The sequence below is a fragment of the Paenibacillus sp. HGF5 genome, assembly GCF_000204455.1.
GTDB classification, from domain to species: domain Bacteria; phylum Bacillota; class Bacilli; order Paenibacillales; family Paenibacillaceae; genus Paenibacillus_AQ; species Paenibacillus_AQ lautus_A.
This window is the reverse complement of sequence record NZ_AEXS01000150.1, coordinates 48,938-67,329: the sequence shown is the minus strand read 5'-3', so window position 1 is coordinate 67,329 and position 18,392 is coordinate 48,938. Positions and strand designations below refer to the sequence as shown.

Sequence of the window (18,392 nt, the reverse complement as noted above, 5' to 3'; positions counted from 1 at the left end):
GCCTTGCAGCGTTCTCACGTCGAAGATCACCCAAGCTCAGGATCTCCATTTTGGAACCGACGATTTTAGCTTTGCGGCCTGGGTCAACCCGGAGACGCTGTCTCGGCAGCGGCACCTGCTGATGTGGTACGGTACGGCGGGCCGGGAAGTTCCGCAGTGGTGGATGTCGGTTGAACAGAATGGTTCGGTCCGGATGAATATGAACGGACTGCCGTTAAACAGGGAGATCGGTATTGCGACCCCGTCTGGTCTAGTTAAAACAGGGGAATGGACCCATGTTGCGGGGGTTCGGCAAGGCGGCAATTTGCTCATCTATGTGAACGGTCAACTGGCGGCGACGTCGGCGAGATTCGACGGTTCCGCGATGAATGTAACGAACGAAGCTGCTCCGCCATTCGTCGGTTTTGATAAGGGTGCCGCGGCGAATCGCGATTGGAACGGCAGCTTGGACGATTTGCGGATTTATCATCACGCGCTGGATCCTTCCGACGTCCGGAAGTTATATCAGCCGCCATCCGATACGGCAGCGCCGATAACGAAAGCTATAGTCACTCCGGATGAGCCGAGTGGAGTAAATGGATGGTACACCACCGATGTAACGGTGGAGTTAACGGTAACAGATGAAGAATCCGGGGTAGCGGGTACGGAGTATCGGCTGGACGGCGGGGAATGGAAAACTTATGAAGGAGAGGTCCACGTTTCTGCGGAAGGGATCACAACATTGGAGTACCGGAGCCGGGACGGGGCCGGGAATGTGGAGGAGGTTCGCAATCTTACACTGGCCATCGACAAGTCGGAACCAAAGCTCACGATCACTCCGAACCGTGACGTTATTTGGCCGCCCAACCGCAAATGGGTGCCAGTGGAGATAGGGATCGACGCCGTGGATGAATCCTCCGGCATATCCTCCGTTGTGCTGATATCCGTTACCGGCAACGGCGTGCCGGATCCAAGTTCAATGGTCCGCGGTGCGGAGATTGGAACCGGGGACACGTCGTTTGAGCTGATGGCCGCAAACAACCCGGGCGGACAGAAGCGGGTTTACAGCATCACTTATGAAGCAAGAGATCATGCAGGACATACAACGAATAAGACGGTAACCATCGAAGTAGCGAGAATGATCAATAGGGAGGATGAACATGATGGCGATTGAAAGGTTTGCAATCAGCAGAGACACGGAATGGTATGAGGCATGGCCGGATGTGACGCTTACGGCAGCGGGCAAGCTGGTATGCGTATTTTCCCAATGCACTCATCACGGAGACCGGTCGGCTACACGCCTGATGCTGACGGAGAGTAAGGACAAGGGGAGAACCTGGAGTGACAAAAAACCGTTCACATCATTGACGAACGGACTTCCGTATTGGAATTGTGCACGCATATCGAGGCTTCGGGACGATCGGTTGGTTATCGTGGCAGATTTAATATCGGCGAAAAAGGAGAACGGGGGCCGTAATTATATATGGATTGGAGACGCCGAGGGGAATAACTGGTCAGAGCCTATGGAAACGCCCGTCACCGGCATCGTACCGGATAAGCTGTGTGAGCTGGCAACCGGACGATGGCTGCTGTCGGCCCATGAACGAAATCCGGACTCGGGAGTAAGCGAGCAGCGGCTGTGGTATTCCGATAATCAAGGCACGGACTGGGTGGGACCCATTACTGTGGCTTCTCATCCGGATCTGAAGCTGTGCGAAGGAAGCATACTTCCACTCCCGGACGGAACATTGGTTGCGTTCCTCCGCGAGAATTCCGGGCAGGGATTGGATTGTTATAAATCGATATCCCAAGATCAGGGCGAGACCTGGAGCGGTCCGTACCGTGTACCTTTACCCGGTTGTCATCGTCCCGTTGCAGGGATGCTGCAGAGCGGAAACATTATGATTGCGTATCGCTTCATGCAAGGCGGTAAGGGCTGGCTTGGCACCTGGACACAGAACTTCTTTGCTGCTCTTACGGATCAGGAATCGGCCAAAGCGATAGAGCGGCGGGAGCAATGGACGAGAATTATGCCGATTGATTATGACCGGAGTCCGGTTGCAGACCTTGGGTATTCGGGCTGGGTCCAGTTCGAGGACGGGGAAATTTATGTCGTGCAATATATTGCGGACGATGCGCCTAAAGCGCAAATTCGCGGGTATAGCTTTTTTGAAGATGATTTTTTATTGAAATCAATGTAAACCTGAGGGGGGACTTTTTGTGAACCTGATATCTGAAGAACGTAGCAAATTTAAAGGCATATTTACGGCACTATTGACCCCGATGCATGAGGACGGATCGATTGATTTCGAATCGTTGTCCCGTTTGGTTGAACATCAAATCTCGCTGGGAATTACAGGCTTCTACGTTGGCGGAAGCACAGGGGAAGGATTTATTCTGACGACGGAAGAACGACAGCAAGTTCTCGAGTCGGTCGTAAAGACCACGAGCGGCCGAGTCGCCGTTATCGCGCATATCGGCTGCATTAGTACCATGGAGTCGGTTAAGCTTGCCCGTCATGCCCAAGCCCTACACGTGGATGCCGTATCGGCTGTTGTTCCGTTCTATTATAAAGTAACGATGCAGGAAATCCGGGAACATTATGAAACAATCATGGCTGCCGTACCGCTGCCCATGCTCGTTTATCATTATCCGGGTGCTACCAGCGTAAGTCTGACCATGGATTTTTACACTCACATGAGCCGTAATTCCCAATGTCTGGGCGTGAAATTCACCTCGCTGAATCTGTTCGAGATGCAGCAGATCCGGGCGTTATGCGGAGAGCGATTCATGATCTATAACGGGCATGATGAGGTATATTTAAGCGGAGCTTATGCTGGAGCCGACGGCGCGATCGGAAGCACCTTCAATATGATGCCCGAGCCCTTTGTTCAAATGCACGCTCTAATTAGCACTATGGAGAGACCGGATATGGGGCTTCTTCAGTCTTTGCAGTCGAAAGCGAATGAGGTCGTATCTCACATGGTACGGTTTGACGTGATTGCGTATGAGAAGTATGTCCTGTTCCTTCAGGGAGTATTGTCCTCGCCGAAGGTACGCCAGCCTTTGAAGCAATTGACAGAGGAAGAACGGCAGCAGATTCATGACTATTACCGGAATAGCAAGCTGTTGAATGATCACCGAATCAAGGTGTAAGGGAGCAAGGTGTGTAGGGTGTTAGAACTTATACCATCTACAAAAACCAACAGGCCGGTCATGACGGGTCTGTTGGTTTGACGTTTCAATAGCGCCCACCTCAACAAAACACAACCTCAACCCAAAAAAACAAAGTGGTCGGACCAGCGTACCTTCTATAATGAAGGTTATTAGACTGTCGGACCGTTAACTGGCAGGTGAGGAGGGACCAACATGAAGCGGGATGAATACATGGACGGGGCCGGATTGGAGCAAGACCCCTCGGATGTGATCGCAGACGGTCAACGGGGGAATGACCAAGATCGCAACCGTCGGATAGCCTGGTGGAGGGAAGCGCGCGTTGGGCTGTTTGTGCATTGGGGGCCTTATTCGATGCTGGGCGGGATGTGGAAGGGCGAGCGAGTGGATGCGAATTATGCGGAGCATATCCAGCTCAGGGGGAAGATACCTGTAGCTGAGTATGCGGAAGCTGCAGCCAGGATGAACCCGGAGGGGTTCGATGCGCATGAATGGGTAGCGCTGGCCAAGCGGTCGGGGGCCAAATACCTCATCGTGACGGCGAAGCATCATGACGGGTTTGCCATGTACGATTCCAAGGTTTGCGATTATTCGATTACCCGGCATGCGAATTTCCCGAGAGATCCGATCAAGGAGCTGGCAGAGGCATGCAAGGCCGAGGGGATTCGGCTCGGGATTTACTATTCTCACGCCATGGACTGGCATCACCCGGATTCGCAGGGGAACACGCTGGATTACCCGGGGAATATCGGCGCATGGGATCTGCTGGAGGACTGGATCGACGATCAGGATAAGCGGGAACGGTTTGAGCGTTACCTTCACGAGAAGGCTCTTCCCCAGGTCGAGGAGCTTCTGACCGATTACGGCCCGATCGGATTGATGTGGTTTGATTGCGGCCATAAGATCAGCGACGAACACGCCGTGTGGTTCCATGATCGGGTACGCCAGCTGCAGCCGGATTGCCTGATTAACAAGCGGCTCCGGGATGACCGCTTTGCGGATTACGGGAATCCGCATGATAACCAGCTGCGATTCCATCCGGTGCAGCAGGACTGGGAGTCGATTCATACGCTGAATGATTCTTGGGGATTCCGGTATGGCGATGACCATTGGAAGAGTCCGGAGGAATTGATCGACCAGCTGCTGCGCGTGGCAGCGGCGAACGGCAATTTGGTACTGAATGTCGGCCCGCTCGGCAACGGGGCGATTGACGAGACGTCGAGAAGCCTGCTGGAGACGGTGGGCAGCTTCCTGGAGCGGAACGGCGAGGCCATATATGGCACGTGCGGCAGTCCGATCGGTACGCCGCAGTGGGGCTACTGCACATGGAAGCCGGAAGAGAGCAGCCTGTATCTGCTGGTTAGAGATTGGCCGCAGGACGGTTATTTGATCCTGCCCGGTCTTGCAAACGGAGTTCAATATGCGAGGCCTATCGGAGCGAAGGCGAAGGAGGACCGCCTGCCGATCCGACAGCTTGGACCGTGGGACTGGCAGATTGATGTTCGTTCGGTATCTCAGGACGCCTATGCGACTGTGCTTGAGCTGAAGCTGAACGGGGAGCAATTGGAGAGCAACGGGACTCCTAGATTCATATCTGAAATGCCGAATACGTTCTGGGCATATGATGGTGTTATCGAGGGCGACGGCCTGCGCTGCGACAACGGAAAAAGAGGGCATGACGGCGTTACCGGGTGGACCGCTCCCAATGCGGCTGTTCAATGGGCGTTTCGTTCGGAAGAAGAAGCGCCCGTCCACTGCCGAATCATCGTCACCTTGTCCGCCTCAGCGGCTCAGGCGGGGGGACGCTTTGAATTGTCCCTGGATGAACAGAAGCTGGCTTGTACCGTATACGATACGGGCGTGGACGGGTGCTGGGGAGAATTTGAGATCGGTCGACTGACGATTCGCCGGGCAGGCATACACCGTCTTGAAGTCCGCGGAATATCGCTGGCATCGGATGCTTTGATGAATTTGCGCAGGGTTACGCTGCTGCCCATGGAGAGGGAGTGAGGAATCAATGAAAATCGTATTTGATCCTGCACCGGTTGCAGGAGGCTTTCGAATGCCGGGATATTGGGTCTGGTGCGGCAGCGTCATCCGGGGCGAAGATGGCCGCTACCATATGTTTGCTTCGCGTTGGCCGAAGTCATTGCCCATGCATCCCGGATGGCTTGCGGCCTCGGAGATCGTCCGTGCGGCCGCCGACCATCCGGCCGGACCGTACGTGTTCGAGGAGACGGTGCTTGGGACCCGGTCTCCGGCCTATTGGGACGGCTGCAGCGTGCACAATCCGCATATCGTGAAGGTGGACGGCACGTATGTGCTCTATTATATGGGCACGACGTTCCCGTTTCCTTTGCCTGAGGAAGGGGAGGTGCTGCTGCCGAATGATCCGCTCGCCGTGGTGGCTAGAGCCAACAAACGGATCGGCGTAGCAACCGCCCCTTCCGTAACCGGCCCATGGACACGAAGGGATCTTCCGGTTCTGCTTCCCCGTCCGAATCAGTTTGACAGCTTTTTCGTGTCGAATCCGGCACCCTGTGTTCATGCCGACGGCTCGGTGCAGCTGATCTATAAATCCCGACCCTACGAAGGGCATACCTATGGCAACATGCAGCTGGGCTTGGCCAGCGCGGAATCGGTATACGGTCCATACGCCCGTAAGCCTGAGCCGCTGTTTCCGCCGGCCATTCATATTGAAGATCCCTTCATTTGGCGTACGGCACGCGGGTACGAGATGATTGCCAAGGACATGGACGGCTCCATCTGCGGAGAGCGCTATAGCGGGGTCCATGCGTGGTCGGAGAACGGAGAGCAGTGGGAGATGACAACCCGGCCAGGGGAGCCGGCGTATTCCCGCAGGGTGTTGTGGGACGATGGCGCTGAGCGGCTGATGGGCAACCTGGAACGGCCGTTTTTGCTCATGGAGGACGGTCGTCCGTCCTGGATGTTCGCAGCGACCTCGGATGGAACCAACGGATTTCACGACTGCACGGAAACCTGGAATATGGCGATTCCGATTCGGGAGATTGAGAAGAAGGAGCAAGAATAGGTTATCCTTTTCCGGTGCGAGTAGATGGATGAGTTTGTTTTATCCCACGAAGCCGCACGGTGGTATATTTACGATCCAGATGATCCATCGGATCTCTCCTGCCAACCGGCAGACCGTCGTCCTGCGACACCGAACCGAGCATCGTAAACGAGCGAGGTTCGTAAAACGACGGACAAGGTTGTTCCCCATGGACACAGTAGACCTGTGTCCATGCCTCATAAGCCCTTTGGCGAAACTTGGCCGCATTAGACCCGGGTTCCCTAAAGGGTTCTTTTTTGTGTTACACCCCTTTCGTACCGCCCTCTACAAACACAATCGTAAAAAAACACATCGACAAACAAATGCCGCCATTGTTGGCGAAGCGCTCCGCTTATAGGATGAATACGAAGGCAAACTTACAACGGGAGGTCCTTATGGCGAACATCAACCCAAGCACGCGGCTAACACCGTCAGCGCGGAGCCGGGAATGGTTATCCAGCTTTCGCAAGTACAAGGCGATATACCTCATCTCGATTCCGGGCATCCTCTATTTTCTCGTATTTAAATACGTCCCTTTATTCGGCAGTGCCATGGCTTTTCAGGAGTACAACTTATTCAAAGGCATATGGGAGAGCCCTTGGGTCGGGCTGGACCAGTTCTACCGGATGTTTCAGTACGAGGAGTTTCTGCGGATTTTCTGGAACACCCTGCTGATCGGGATGTACAGCATCGTATTCGCGTTTCCGGTACCGATCATTCTGGCCCTGCTGCTGAACGAGATTCGTCTTGTCCTGTATAAGCGGGTGCTCCAGACGGTCATCTACATGCCCCATTTCCTGTCCTGGGTCATTATCGGGGGGATTGCGGTGGGCATTCTGTCTCCGACCACGGGGATCATCAATCAGATCCTGATGTGGGTGGGACTCGAACCGATTTACTTCCTTGGCGAGGAAAGCTACATTCGCAGCATTCTGATCGGCTCGGGCATCTGGAAGGAAGCGGGCTGGGGAACGATTATTTACCTGGCGGCGTTGGCCGGAATCAATCCGGACCTGTACGAAGCTGCACGCGTAGACGGTGCGAACCGCTGGCGCCAGACCTTGGCGATTACGATTCCGTCGATTCTGCCCACGATCATGATTCTGTTCCTGCTAAACATCGGCAACTTCCTCGATTTTGGGTTTGAACGGGTGTTTGTGTTCCTGAACGCCTTGAACGAGAACAAGGGCGACATTCTGGATACGTACATCTATCGCGTCGGTCTGCTTGGACAGCAGTACAGCTACACCACGGCCATCGGGCTGTTCAAATCTCTCATCGGGCTGCTGCTCATTGTGGGCGGTAACGCCATAAGCCGCAAAACGACCGGAAATTCCTTATACTAGGCAGGTGACCGAAAACATGATAAAACGATCAACAGGCGAATTCGTATTTGAAATGTTCAACTATATCTTCCTGGCCGTCGTGTCGGCGGCCATGATCTTTCCGATCCTGCACGTAGCGGCGCAATCGCTCAGCAGCGATCTGGCCATCTCCAGGGGGGACGTCGGCCTGTGGCCGGTTGAGTTTACGCTCTCCAACTACGCCATCGTATTGAACGATACCTCGGTATGGCGTTCCTTTATGATCAGCGTATTCGTGACCGTCGTGGGAACGGGAATCAACTTAATCGCGACGGCTTCGCTGGCTTACCCGCTGTCGCGCAACGAATATCGGGGACGGAAAGTCATTCTCATGCTCGTGCTGATCACCTTTATTTTCAGTGCGCCGCTCATCCCAAACTATCTGCTCATTAAATCGCTGAACATGCTGGATACGGTCTGGGCCCTCATTATTCCAGGCGCCATCAGCGCGTACAACCTGTTCATCATGCGCTCTTTCTTCATGAATCTGCCTAATGAGATCATCGACTCGGCAAGGATCGACGGGTGCGGAGAACTGCGGATCATATCAAGCATCGTGCTTCCGCTATCCAAGCCGGTGATGGCGACGATGGGACTGTTTTACGCCGTTGCGCATTGGAATTCGTACTCGTCCGCTCTATACTATATCAATAGCCGAAAGCTGTTTCCGCTGCAGGTTCGCCTGAGGGAAATCGTGATCACCGATCAGATGGGAGAGATGGACACCACGTTCGAGAACTTGGCCAACATGTCCCCGGAGGGCATCAAGATGGCCACGATCGTCATCGCTACGCTGCCGATCATCCTGGTATACCCGTTCCTGCAGAAATATTTTATCAAGGGCATGCTGATCGGTTCGATCAAATCCTGATCGTAAAAGAACACAAATCCATAATAAGAACGCCAATTCTGCGCATGAGGATTATGAGCTACGATGAAATGGATTTTACGAAAGCGCTTACCTCATGAATGAACCACTTGTCTATTTTTGCGAAAAGGGGAGAGGTTGATGAAAAAAAGTTGGACGGTCTTACTGATCGGTGTCATGATGATGACACTGCTTGCGGGGTGCGGGGGGAAAGCGGAAGAAGGAGAAGGGAATACCAAGCCGGAAGGGAACGAGCAGGGCACGGCTTCCAGCAAGCTGGCATTCTCGATTTCATTCTCCACGGGCGGCAACACCTACATCGAATCGTCACCCGACATCAACAAGGACAAATGGGTGCTGAAGCTGGAGGAGATGACGAACACCGATCTCGATATTCGCTTGATGTCCCACAAGGAATTTGATCAGAAGATGAGTCTGATGTTTGCAGGCAACGAAATTCCGGACGTGGTCGGCAATATGCGCGGGGGGCCGACGACGGGCTCCATGTCAGGCTCGGTGGAAGCGGGCGTATTCATGCCGCTGGATGACCTCCTTAAGGAGTATGCGCCGAATCTGATGAAAATGGTCACCCCGGCGGCATGGGAGGAAGTATCGTACGACGGCAAAATCTACGGCATTCCGGCCTGGCTGGAGAACCCGTCGCGCCGCGCCACGTTTATCCGTACGGATCTGATGGAGAAGGCTGGCATCCAGAAAGCGCCGAAGACGGTGGAAGAGTATCTGGATATGCTGCGCGCCTTCAAGAAACTGGGCGTAGAGCATCCGTTCCAATACCGGGAGGGCTTTAAATACGCGGATACCTTCCTTGGGGCATACGACGTGCTGCCGTTCCAGTTCATGGAGCTGAACGGGGAAGTCGTGCCGAAGTTCTTCGATGTCGAGAACATGACCAAGGCGCTGGAGACGTATAAGACGATGTACGACGAAGGCTTGATCCCGAAGGATTTCGCTTCCCTGTCCCAGGAGGATTACGGCCGGAACATCAATTCCGGCAAAGCCGGCATGTGGGCGTCCAACGGCGAGGGGCTGATCGGGTTCCGCGCCAAGCTGAAGGAAGTGGATCCTTCGATGAAGGTGGATATCTATCCTTCGCCGACGGGCTCGGACGGCAAGGGCGGCCTCGGCTTGTACAGCTCGATCTCGACCACGTATTACATCAACAACAAGGTCGGTAAGGAAAAAGCGATCGAAATCATTAAATTCCTCGACTGGATGCTGACGGAGGAAGCCGATATGTTCTTCTCCTTCGGGATCGAGGGCGAGAACTACACAATGGAGGACGGCAAGGTCAACTATACATGGCCCGTGAAAAAGGAAGAAGTGGACGAAGCGGGGTTCCGGGCCAACCAGCTGTGGTTCGTGCATGAGCTGACCTACAACAAGAAGCAGACGGCCCTGACCGAGGACGGCCAGGATGTCATTACGGCGTTCAGCGACGTGCTCAGCAATGAAGGCCGCGGCGGCATTACCTTTACGGCGAACCTGAACAGCTTCTCCAAGTTCCCGGATTTGGCCTCGACCGGGGATACGGGACCGAAATTCATTCTGGACAGCATGGTGAAGATGATCTACGGCAAGCAGCCGATATCCGAATGGCCGAAGGTGCTCGAGGAATATCGCGCCAAGGGCGGGGACGAGATCATCAAGGAAGCGACGGAACGCTGGAAGAACAAGGAGAATGTCGTGGATCGTACAAGATAACATGCAAGATAGGCAGCAGGACATCTCCTGTTTATCCCGAAAATCCTGTACAATGAATCCAATATGTAAGCGTTTAAATGAAGTGAGTGAATAAATAAAATTTCAAGGTATCCGCCGGTCTGCCATGCATGGCAGCCGCTCGCGGATACCTTCTTGTTCCATTTCATGATTGCCTCATCCCTAATTCTTCTACATACAGGAGGCTGAAAATAATGCGGTTGTTGATTGCTGACGACGAACCTGTCATCCGAAGAGGGCTGGTCAAGATGGCGGAAACCTATCGCCTGCAGTTTGACGCCATCGATACGGCCGTAAACGGCGAGCATGCGCTCTCGATGATCAAGGAGACCGAGCCGGATGTGCTGCTGACCGATATCCGCATGCCCCGAATGGGCGGGCTGGAGCTGTGCCAGGAGCTGCATGAGTTGTATGGGCATATTCAGATCATCGTCATCTCGGGTTACGGCGAATTCCAATATGCGCAGCAGTGCCTGGCTTACGGGGTGAAGCATTATCTGCTGAAGCCGGTGACGGGCGTGGTGCTGCACCAGACCTTTGACGCGATCGTAAAACATCGCAATAAAGGCATTGTCTCCCTGGCTTCCTACGTCGATTGGATTGAAAACATCGGGCAGGAAATATGGATGCTGCAGACGGAACGGCTGGATGAGCTGTTGGTCGATTGGAGGGCGCATCTGCAGGCAGCGGGGCTTAGCGTCCCGCAGCTTCAGCAGCTGCTGGATGATGCAGTGGGGATGATTTTCCGGCGACTGGTATCGAAGGGGTATATGGAGGTTTCCGTGATCGAACCCATCGGCCATCATGCGGCCCAGGAACAGCTGCTGAATGAATTCGAGCTGAGGGTTAAGCGGATGACGGCCGATCTGGTGACCCAGCGCTGGGGGAATTTCAAGAATCCGCTGGATGAAGTGAAAGCGTACATCGACACGCATCTGTCCGAGGAAATCACGCTGGAGGAAGTGGCGGAGATGGCGGGGTATACGCCGACCTATTTTAGCGCGATGTTTAAAAAAATGACCAATGAAACCTTTGTCCGGTACCGCATTCACCGGCGGATGGAACGGGCGAAGGAGCTGCTTGCGCTGCCGCATATGCGGATCATCGACGTGGCGGCAAACGTCGGTTACGAGGACTATCCCCATTTTACGAAGATGTTCAAGAAGGTAACGGGACACACGCCGACGGAATATCGGACGATGCTGGGATTTAACGGATGAAGAATAAACTGTATCGCAAGCTTTTCCTGTACTGCGTATCGATCATAGCGCTGTCCTCGTTATTGATCGGCATCGTCACGTACGCTCGTTCTTCCGCGGAGCTGGATCGGCAGCTGGATCGGCATCTGTCGCAAATCGTGCAGAATGCCTTGAATCACACGGACCTGTACATCAAATCCTATGACCGGACGATGATCTCCCTGCTGACCAACCGGGAATTGAAGAAATTCGTGGATCTGCCGAACCCGGCGGACCATTACGAATACTATCACATCAGCTCCACGATCAAGGATACGGTGTTCCGTCCCCTGATGGACCGGGGGCCCGAGCTGCTGACGATGTATCTCTTGTCTTACAACGGAAACGCGACGTACAGCTTCGGCTCGGACTTTACGGCGCCGGTGTTCAGCGAAGAGGACAAGTCGAAGCAGCTGACGGAGCTCCGCCATGCCACAAAAGACGAAAGCGGCCTCATGATTCATACGGAGAGCATTATTCCGGGACGCAGCGGCAGCGTGATACGCATGACTAGACAGATGAAGGGTTTATCTTCCACGGCGGAAAAAGGCGTGCTCGCCATGGAGGTGCGCTCCCAGGAGCTGTCCTCCCTGTGGAAAGGCATCGATCTGGGTGAACGGGGATACTTCTATATTGCCGATGCCAGCGGTCACGTGGTTTACCAGCCCGAAGGGCTGGAGGACAACGCTTCGTCTCCCGCCCGGGATTCGAAGCTGACCGCCGCCATTATGGGCGCGGACGAGGAATCCTTTAAATATACGACGGTCGATGGAGAGCAGCGGGTATTCATGACCCGGATGTCTCCTTATTCCGGATGGCGCTTGGTAGCCTCGATTCCGCTGGAAGAGTGGCGCCAGCCGATTGCCAATATCCGCACGACGGCCTGGACGATCGGCTTGATCAGTCTCGTCGCCGCTTGTTTGCTTGCTTACCGTTTCACCCGTTCCATTACCCAGCCGATCCAGACGATTATCCGCGGGATGCGGCAGACGGAGCAGGGCCGATGGATTCCCCTGGACCTTCCTGAACGGCGGCAGGATGAGCTGACGGAAATGATGCAGCGGTACAATCTGATGGTGAGCCGGCTGTCGGAACTGATCGAGCGGGTATACGAGACCGAGCTGCAGCAGCAGAAGACGATCATCGAACGGCAGAAGGCCGAGTTTCAGGCGCTTCAGCTGCAGATCAATCCGCATTTCATGTACAACACGCTGGAGACCATCGTCTGTTATGCCGAGGTTGAAGGCTCGTCCGAGATTACCGAGATGGTGTCTTCGCTGGGCTTTATGATGCGATACTCCTTACTGACCTCGCTAGAGGAGATTACGGTTGCGAACGAACTGAACCATGTGCTGAATTATATGACCATCATGAAGCACCGGCACGACATGGAATTCGATCTTCGGGTCGAGGTTCCCCACGAGCTTCTCCTGTACAAAATGGTGCGCTTGACGCTCCAGCCTTTAATCGAAAATGCATTCCAGCATGCGTTTCCGGACGGCATCGAAGCCTCGCAGCACATCATCATCTCTGCCGGATGCAGCGACGATGCTTTCTGGGTCAGCGTGACGGACAACGGCATCGGCATGACCGATGAACAGCTGCACGAGGTTGCGGCACGGCTGTCCTACGAGCACGACCACACGAATCATTCGCCGGAATCCTCCCTGAATCTTAGCGGTACCGGAGGCATCGGACTGCTTAACGTGCATCGCCGGATTCAGCTGGTCTTCGGCGAGAGTTACGGACTACGCCTAACCTCCGCGGGCGTGGGGACGGGAACCACCATCCGCATGGTCATGCCGAGTCCGCCGCGTGTTTAGCGCATGGCCTGCCTTTCCCGGGCATATAGGTCAGACTCTGTGCTCGAAGTGCAAATAGAAACGCTGTCCTTAAGGTAAGGGCAGCGTTCCTCGCGTTCTCGGGTCGCATTTCGGGATCGCAGAGTTTCATAGAACGAGCTTTTGAAGGTTCCCTGAAGCTCTGCGCCTTCAGCAGAAACCTATGATCGGTTAACGTTTCACGATTGGCGTCCACGACGTCCATGCCGTCCGTAAAGATCATTTCAAAGCGGCGTGAGATGGATGGAAAGACCTCCATATATCTTCAGGCGCTTCGTGATCGTATCTGTGCTGCAGCAGGTTTCCGTGCGAATCTCAATGGGAGGAAGAACGGAGCGATAACGATATTCGTCCGGCTCTGCCTGCTCCTGATAGATCACCGCTTGATATGCCGTATGTTCTTCAAGGAAATCCAGCGGGATTCGGGCATCTCGTCCTCCTGCGGCACAGATGGAGGCGACGAACCATTCCGCGCCGGATCGTCTGGCGATCGTAACGTACCGGCCCGGATAACCTTCCAGCAGCCGCGTCTCATCCCAGACGGCCGGAACCGCGGCCAGCAGCGGCTTGCCTGGATGGTCCGCGAACACGGAGATCGCGTCCGCATAGTGCTGGATGCCGGACTCGAAGAGGATGGCCAGTGCGAGCTGAAGTCCTTGGGTCGTGTTGGTCCTCCTGCTGAACGTGACCGGCGTAAAGTCCATGGATCCGATCACATTTCGCGTAAACGGCAAGGTACAGAGATGAACCGCATTCGGGCCTTCACTCTGCGCCCGGTAGTATTCCGCGCCGTAAACGCCTTCTCTAGTCATCACATGAGGCCATGTCCGGTGCTCCCCGCTCGGCTTGGTGGATCCGTGGAAATTAACCATTAGCCGGTGCATGGCGGCGGATTCGGCGATGGCGTCGTAGACCTGGAGCGTCTCTTGATTGTCGCTGTCGAAGAAATCGACCTTCATCCCAACCGCACCCCAGGAGGCCCACAGGCGTAATTTCTCTTCACGGAGTTCCTCCGTGTTCAGCCCTTGATAATGCGTCCACAGCCAGATGCCGACGCCGCGCTCCTTCGCGTAATCGATCAGCTGAGGCGCATCCAGCACACCCTCCCAGCCGCCGTCAACGACGACGTATTCCCATCCCATTCCGGCGGCAAAATCGACATGCTGCCGCTGAGCATCCATATCGCCGCAAGAATCGCCCTCCGCGTACCAGGACCAGGCTGCTCTCCCCGGAGCGATCCAAGAGGTGTCTTTCAGCACGGGCGGGGGACATAGATGAGTCGTTACCGATGAAGTCACCAGATCCCCGAGCGATCCGATGATCATGACGCGCCAGGGCGTCGAGAGCGGAAGCTGCGCGGCAATCGGCGTTTCCTGATCCGGAGCGTACGAGATGCGAAGCTTCCGGCCGTCTTGCTCATCGGCTGCAAGGTGACTGGCGCCATAACCGCCGTCCACGGCAGCTTCTGTCAGCAGCAGCCATTGCTCCTCTGTCGATTGAACCAAGAGCGGGAAGCCGAAATGCCCTCCGCGAAGATCGTCCGGCATGGCGTGGTCATAGGTTCGTTCATAACACCGCATGAACGGCTGCGCCCAGACGTTAAGCATCCGATCCTCCGGCAGATGGAATCCGGAGATCTCGTTCTCAATGCGAATATCACCTTCTCCTTGCAGCTCATAACGGTAAGCAGCGCCGTCTCGAAAAGCGCGGAATCGAATCCTCACCTGATGATGCTCGACGGAAGTTAGGAGCACCAGCTCGCTTGCTTCGTAAGACTGCAATTTTTGCTTGCCGGTCATCAGCTCGTAACGCTCCGTGATCGTGTTGTGCTCAACCCCCTGGATGCGGATATTTTGCTGAAATTGGTATCTGTCCGTGATGAGTCCGAGCGGGGATCTGTCAAGAACCCGGAATCCCTTGTTCATAACCGTATACAAGAGGGGACCGTTATGCGCCTGCTCCAGGGTGATCTGCAAATTCCCGTCAGGGGAATGAAGCTGAGCATGAAACGGCGCCGACAGAGATGGGGACAGCTCATGATCCATAAACGAAACTCCTTCCTTGTCGCTACCAAAATGACGTACCCATTGCAGCCTCATTGTAACGGACAAAGGGAAGGCTTAGCATACGGCTCCGTTCGCTCCGGGTTGTGTTTTCTTATGTTATGTTACTCCGTAAAAAAACACGGCCCTTCCGCAAGTTACGGCATGGTCTGGCGGGAGGCCGCTGTTTTAACATGGAAGCATCAAGAGGCGTTTGAAAGGAGGGTATCCTGTAATTGCGGTGAATCGTAATCACTACATAAGACAAAGGATGGGTGATGATTGATGAGACAGGTGCGCAAGCGTAACGGACAGATAAGAAGGGGAAGTATCATACTGCTGCTGGGTATTCTGCTGTTTTCGTTCGGCAATCCGCCAATACAGGGGGAAACGGCGGCAGCCGATGGGGTGGAGCGGGTCAACCAGGCAATGAATAGGCCGGCAACGGCCAGTTCGGAGATCAGCGGGCGTGAAGCCGGGAAAGCCGTGGATGGCAGCAAGGATACCTATTGGCAGCCGGCCAGCACGGACCGTGAGGACATGAGTGTACATGTTCAGGTGGATCTGGGGAGCGAGCAGTCCCTCAACCAGGTCGTCCTGGACTTAAACCGGGGAGATAATTTGGGCAGCATCGAGATTGATTATTCCCTTGACGGCGAGTCTTGGACCAGAGCCTATGCGAAAAATGGGGGCATTCGAGCGGACGGTCAGGAAGTCATGGCGTTTAATTCCGTAAGCGCTTCCCAAGTGCGGGTGACTCTGCAGCTCAGCCGAAATCTCAATGTTCAGCTTAAGGAGTTGGAGATTTATATGCAGGATGGAGATCAAGGGATTCCGTCGGACGTAACGGAGCTGGCTTTCGTGAAGCCGGAAGGCACTCCTTATAACAACAATGATGAACGGACCTTGGACATTGGAGAAACGTCGGCCTTGGAGGTGCGCGGCAAACGAGCCAACGGAGAGTGGGTTGCGCTGCCTCAAGGCCAGGTTCAATACCATGCTGCGGGGAGCAGCATGGCCGTGGATACAGCCGGTTCCGTAACCGGAGTCAAGGTCGGCGCCACCCGGATGTATGCGGAAATCAGCGTTAATGGCCAAACGGTTGGGACGCCGGATTTCTGGTTTGTCGTGAAGGATGATCAGGAATTCCGGGATGCGAAATATATTGCTTTCAGCTCGTTCACGCATCCGACGTTAGTCCAGAAGATCGGCGAGGCGGCGATCCTGGATGACGGCAAGCCATTGCCTGTCGTCACGATTGCTCCGAATACGGATGGGACCGTTAGCGCCAGATGGTTCAAGGACGGCCAATCCAGAGGTTTGCTGGACACAAAGCCGCTGCAAACGGGGATAAGTCAATCGATCACTCTTCCGGGCGGGATGAAGGTACCGGGCACGCACGAAGTGAGGATGACGTTCCAAGCCGCGGACGGGGGAACTTACTACGACAGCTTGTTTTACACCGTCATGCCCAAGAAAGGAATACCTGACGGTCAGAGTCATATCGCATATACCGGAAAAGACGGAAGAATGGTGTATGTTCCCGATTATAAAGGAAATCGGATCATCGATTTCTCGAATGTCGGTTATATGGGCGGCGGGGTGAAGCTTCCCGACGTGCAGGCGAGGATTGCCGTGCAGCCGACCGGGGGGGATGATACGGCGATGCTGCAAGCGGCGATCGATGAGGTGTCGCAGCTGCCGCGCGACGCGGACGGCTTCCGGGGGGCCGTGCTGCTGAAGAAGGGCACGTATCTGGTCGGCGGATCGCTGAACATCCAGGCGAGCGGCGTCGTGCTGAGGGGCGAGGGGAAGAGTGAGGACGGAACCATCATCCGGGGCACGGGAACAACGGCCAGAAATTTGATCGTCGTGGGCGGAACGAATGGTGCAACGATTGTGGATGGCACGGAGACCGATATCCAGGATCTGCACGTTCCGGCAGGCTCGCGTTCCTTCCATGTCCAGGATGCCTCTGACTATCAGGTGGGCGATTCCGTCATCGTCCGGAGGATCGGCAACGACCGCTGGATTCATGAAATCGGCATGGATCATATCTACATGCGGCCAGGAACCGGAGGAACGCAGCAGTGGTCCCCGTTCAATCTGGATTTTGACCGCGTGATTACGGCGATCGACGGCAACCGGATTACGGTGGACGCTCCGTTAGCGAATGCCGTTGAGCGTCAATGGGGCGGGGGCAAGCTATTCAAGGCGACGGACGAATCGCGAATCGAGCAGGTAGGGATCGAGAACATGCGCGCCATATCCGATTTTGATCCGAGCAAAACCGACACGAAGATGGATAACGATGTTCTGGACACCCCGTATTACTCCGATGAGGACCATGCAGAACGTTTCATCATGATGAACAGCGTGAAGAATGCCTGGGTGCGAGAGGTGGCCGGCTACCATTTTTCCTATGCCTTGGTGCAGGTCGGGCGGCAGGCCAAGTGGGTCACGGTGCAGGACAGCGAAATGCACGACATGGTCAGCATTATTACCGGCGGGCGGCGTTACAGTTTTTTCATCCAGGGGCAGTTAAATCTGGTGCAGCGCAATTATACGGAGACTTCCCGTCATGCTTACGTCATTGAAAGCCGCGTGCAAGGGCCGAACGTGATGTACAACAATAAGGCCACTCGCGAATACAATACAAGCGAGCCGCACCATCGCTGGTCGACAGGCGGTTTGTACGACAACGTCAGCGCGCGCATCAGCGTCCGCGACCGGGGATGGCTGGGCAGCGGACACGGGTGGGCCGGCGCGAATTACGTCATGTGGAATACCGAAGGCGGGCTTGTCGCCCAGAAGCCCCCAACTGCCCAAAACTATGTCATCGGGCATATCCCTACCGAAGACGGCCTGAACGTGAAGCCGCTCGTTCCGAGTGCCTACGATCCAAGACCTCGCGAGGACGGCTATTGGGAATATGCCGATCGGCATGTTGCGCTCCAGAGCTTATTCATTCAGCAGCTGAAGGATCGCCTGGGGCAGCAAGCGGTAGATCATCTGGCCCGAACGCCGGTGGGCGGCGGTGCTTTGGATATGCCGGAACAGCCTTAATCATATTTAG

The 18,392-nt window shown here is 55.0% G+C and carries 12 protein-coding genes; 11 read left to right on the top strand and 1 reads right to left on the bottom strand.

What is annotated here, in order from left to right; translation table 11 throughout:
* The 10 genes from HMPREF9412_RS24050 to HMPREF9412_RS24005 all read left to right on the top strand — a co-directional run.
* Positions 1-1,153 (top strand): LamG domain-containing protein (locus tag HMPREF9412_RS24050; protein WP_009594351.1); only part of this gene is annotated, 1,153 nt, incomplete at its 5' end.
* The gene (locus HMPREF9412_RS24045; RefSeq protein WP_254664110.1) at positions 1,140-2,180 is read left to right on the top strand and encodes a sialidase family protein; all 1,041 of its coding nucleotides are present in this window, start codon (positions 1,140-1,142) and stop codon (positions 2,178-2,180) included. The genes HMPREF9412_RS24050 and HMPREF9412_RS24045, both read left to right, overlap by 14 nt.
* A gap of 19 nt (positions 2,181-2,199) precedes the next feature.
* A complete protein-coding gene (locus HMPREF9412_RS24040) occupies positions 2,200-3,135 on the top strand; it encodes a dihydrodipicolinate synthase family protein (protein ID WP_009594394.1) in 936 nt (311 codons plus the stop codon).
* Positions 3,136-3,348: 213 nt separating this feature from the next.
* Complete coding sequence (locus HMPREF9412_RS24035; protein ID WP_009594386.1) at positions 3,349-5,163, top strand: alpha-L-fucosidase; 1,815 nt, start codon at positions 3,349-3,351, stop codon at positions 5,161-5,163.
* 7 nt (positions 5,164-5,170) lie between these two features.
* Entirely contained in the window at positions 5,171-6,205 is a 1,035-nt protein-coding gene (locus tag HMPREF9412_RS24030; protein WP_009594376.1) for a glycoside hydrolase family protein, read from the top strand.
* A 413-nt stretch (positions 6,206-6,618) separates the two neighbouring features.
* Positions 6,619-7,569 carry an ABC transporter permease gene (locus tag HMPREF9412_RS24025; RefSeq protein WP_009594379.1) on the top strand — a complete coding sequence of 317 codons (951 nt, stop codon included), beginning with the start codon at positions 6,619-6,621 and terminating at the stop codon, positions 7,567-7,569.
* A gap of 16 nt (positions 7,570-7,585) precedes the next feature.
* Entirely contained in the window at positions 7,586-8,458 is an 873-nt protein-coding gene (locus HMPREF9412_RS24020) for a carbohydrate ABC transporter permease (RefSeq protein ID WP_009594374.1), read from the top strand.
* A gap of 138 nt (positions 8,459-8,596) precedes the next feature.
* Entirely contained in the window at positions 8,597-10,177 is a 1,581-nt protein-coding gene (locus HMPREF9412_RS24015; protein WP_009594368.1) for an extracellular solute-binding protein, read from the top strand.
* Between the two features lie 212 nt (positions 10,178-10,389).
* On the top strand, positions 10,390-11,415 hold the full coding sequence (locus HMPREF9412_RS24010; protein ID WP_009594380.1) for a response regulator: 1,026 nt from the start codon (positions 10,390-10,392) through the stop codon (positions 11,413-11,415).
* Positions 11,412-13,256 carry a cache domain-containing sensor histidine kinase gene (locus tag HMPREF9412_RS24005; protein ID WP_009594387.1) on the top strand — a complete coding sequence of 615 codons (1,845 nt, stop codon included), beginning with the start codon at positions 11,412-11,414 and terminating at the stop codon, positions 13,254-13,256. Before HMPREF9412_RS24010 ends, HMPREF9412_RS24005 begins: the two co-directional genes overlap by 4 nt.
* 242 nt (positions 13,257-13,498) lie before the next feature.
* Here HMPREF9412_RS24005 and HMPREF9412_RS23995 read toward each other — a convergent pair whose 3' ends face one another.
* On the bottom strand, positions 13,499-15,319 hold the full coding sequence (locus tag HMPREF9412_RS23995) for a glycoside hydrolase family 97 protein (protein ID WP_009594363.1): 1,821 nt from the start codon (positions 15,317-15,319) through the stop codon (positions 13,499-13,501).
* A 282-nt stretch (positions 15,320-15,601) separates the two neighbouring features.
* Between HMPREF9412_RS23995 and HMPREF9412_RS23990 the strand changes: the two genes are divergently transcribed.
* Entirely contained in the window at positions 15,602-18,382 is a 2,781-nt protein-coding gene (locus tag HMPREF9412_RS23990) for a discoidin domain-containing protein (RefSeq protein ID WP_009594360.1), read from the top strand.
* Positions 18,383-18,392: the final 10 nt, after the last annotated feature.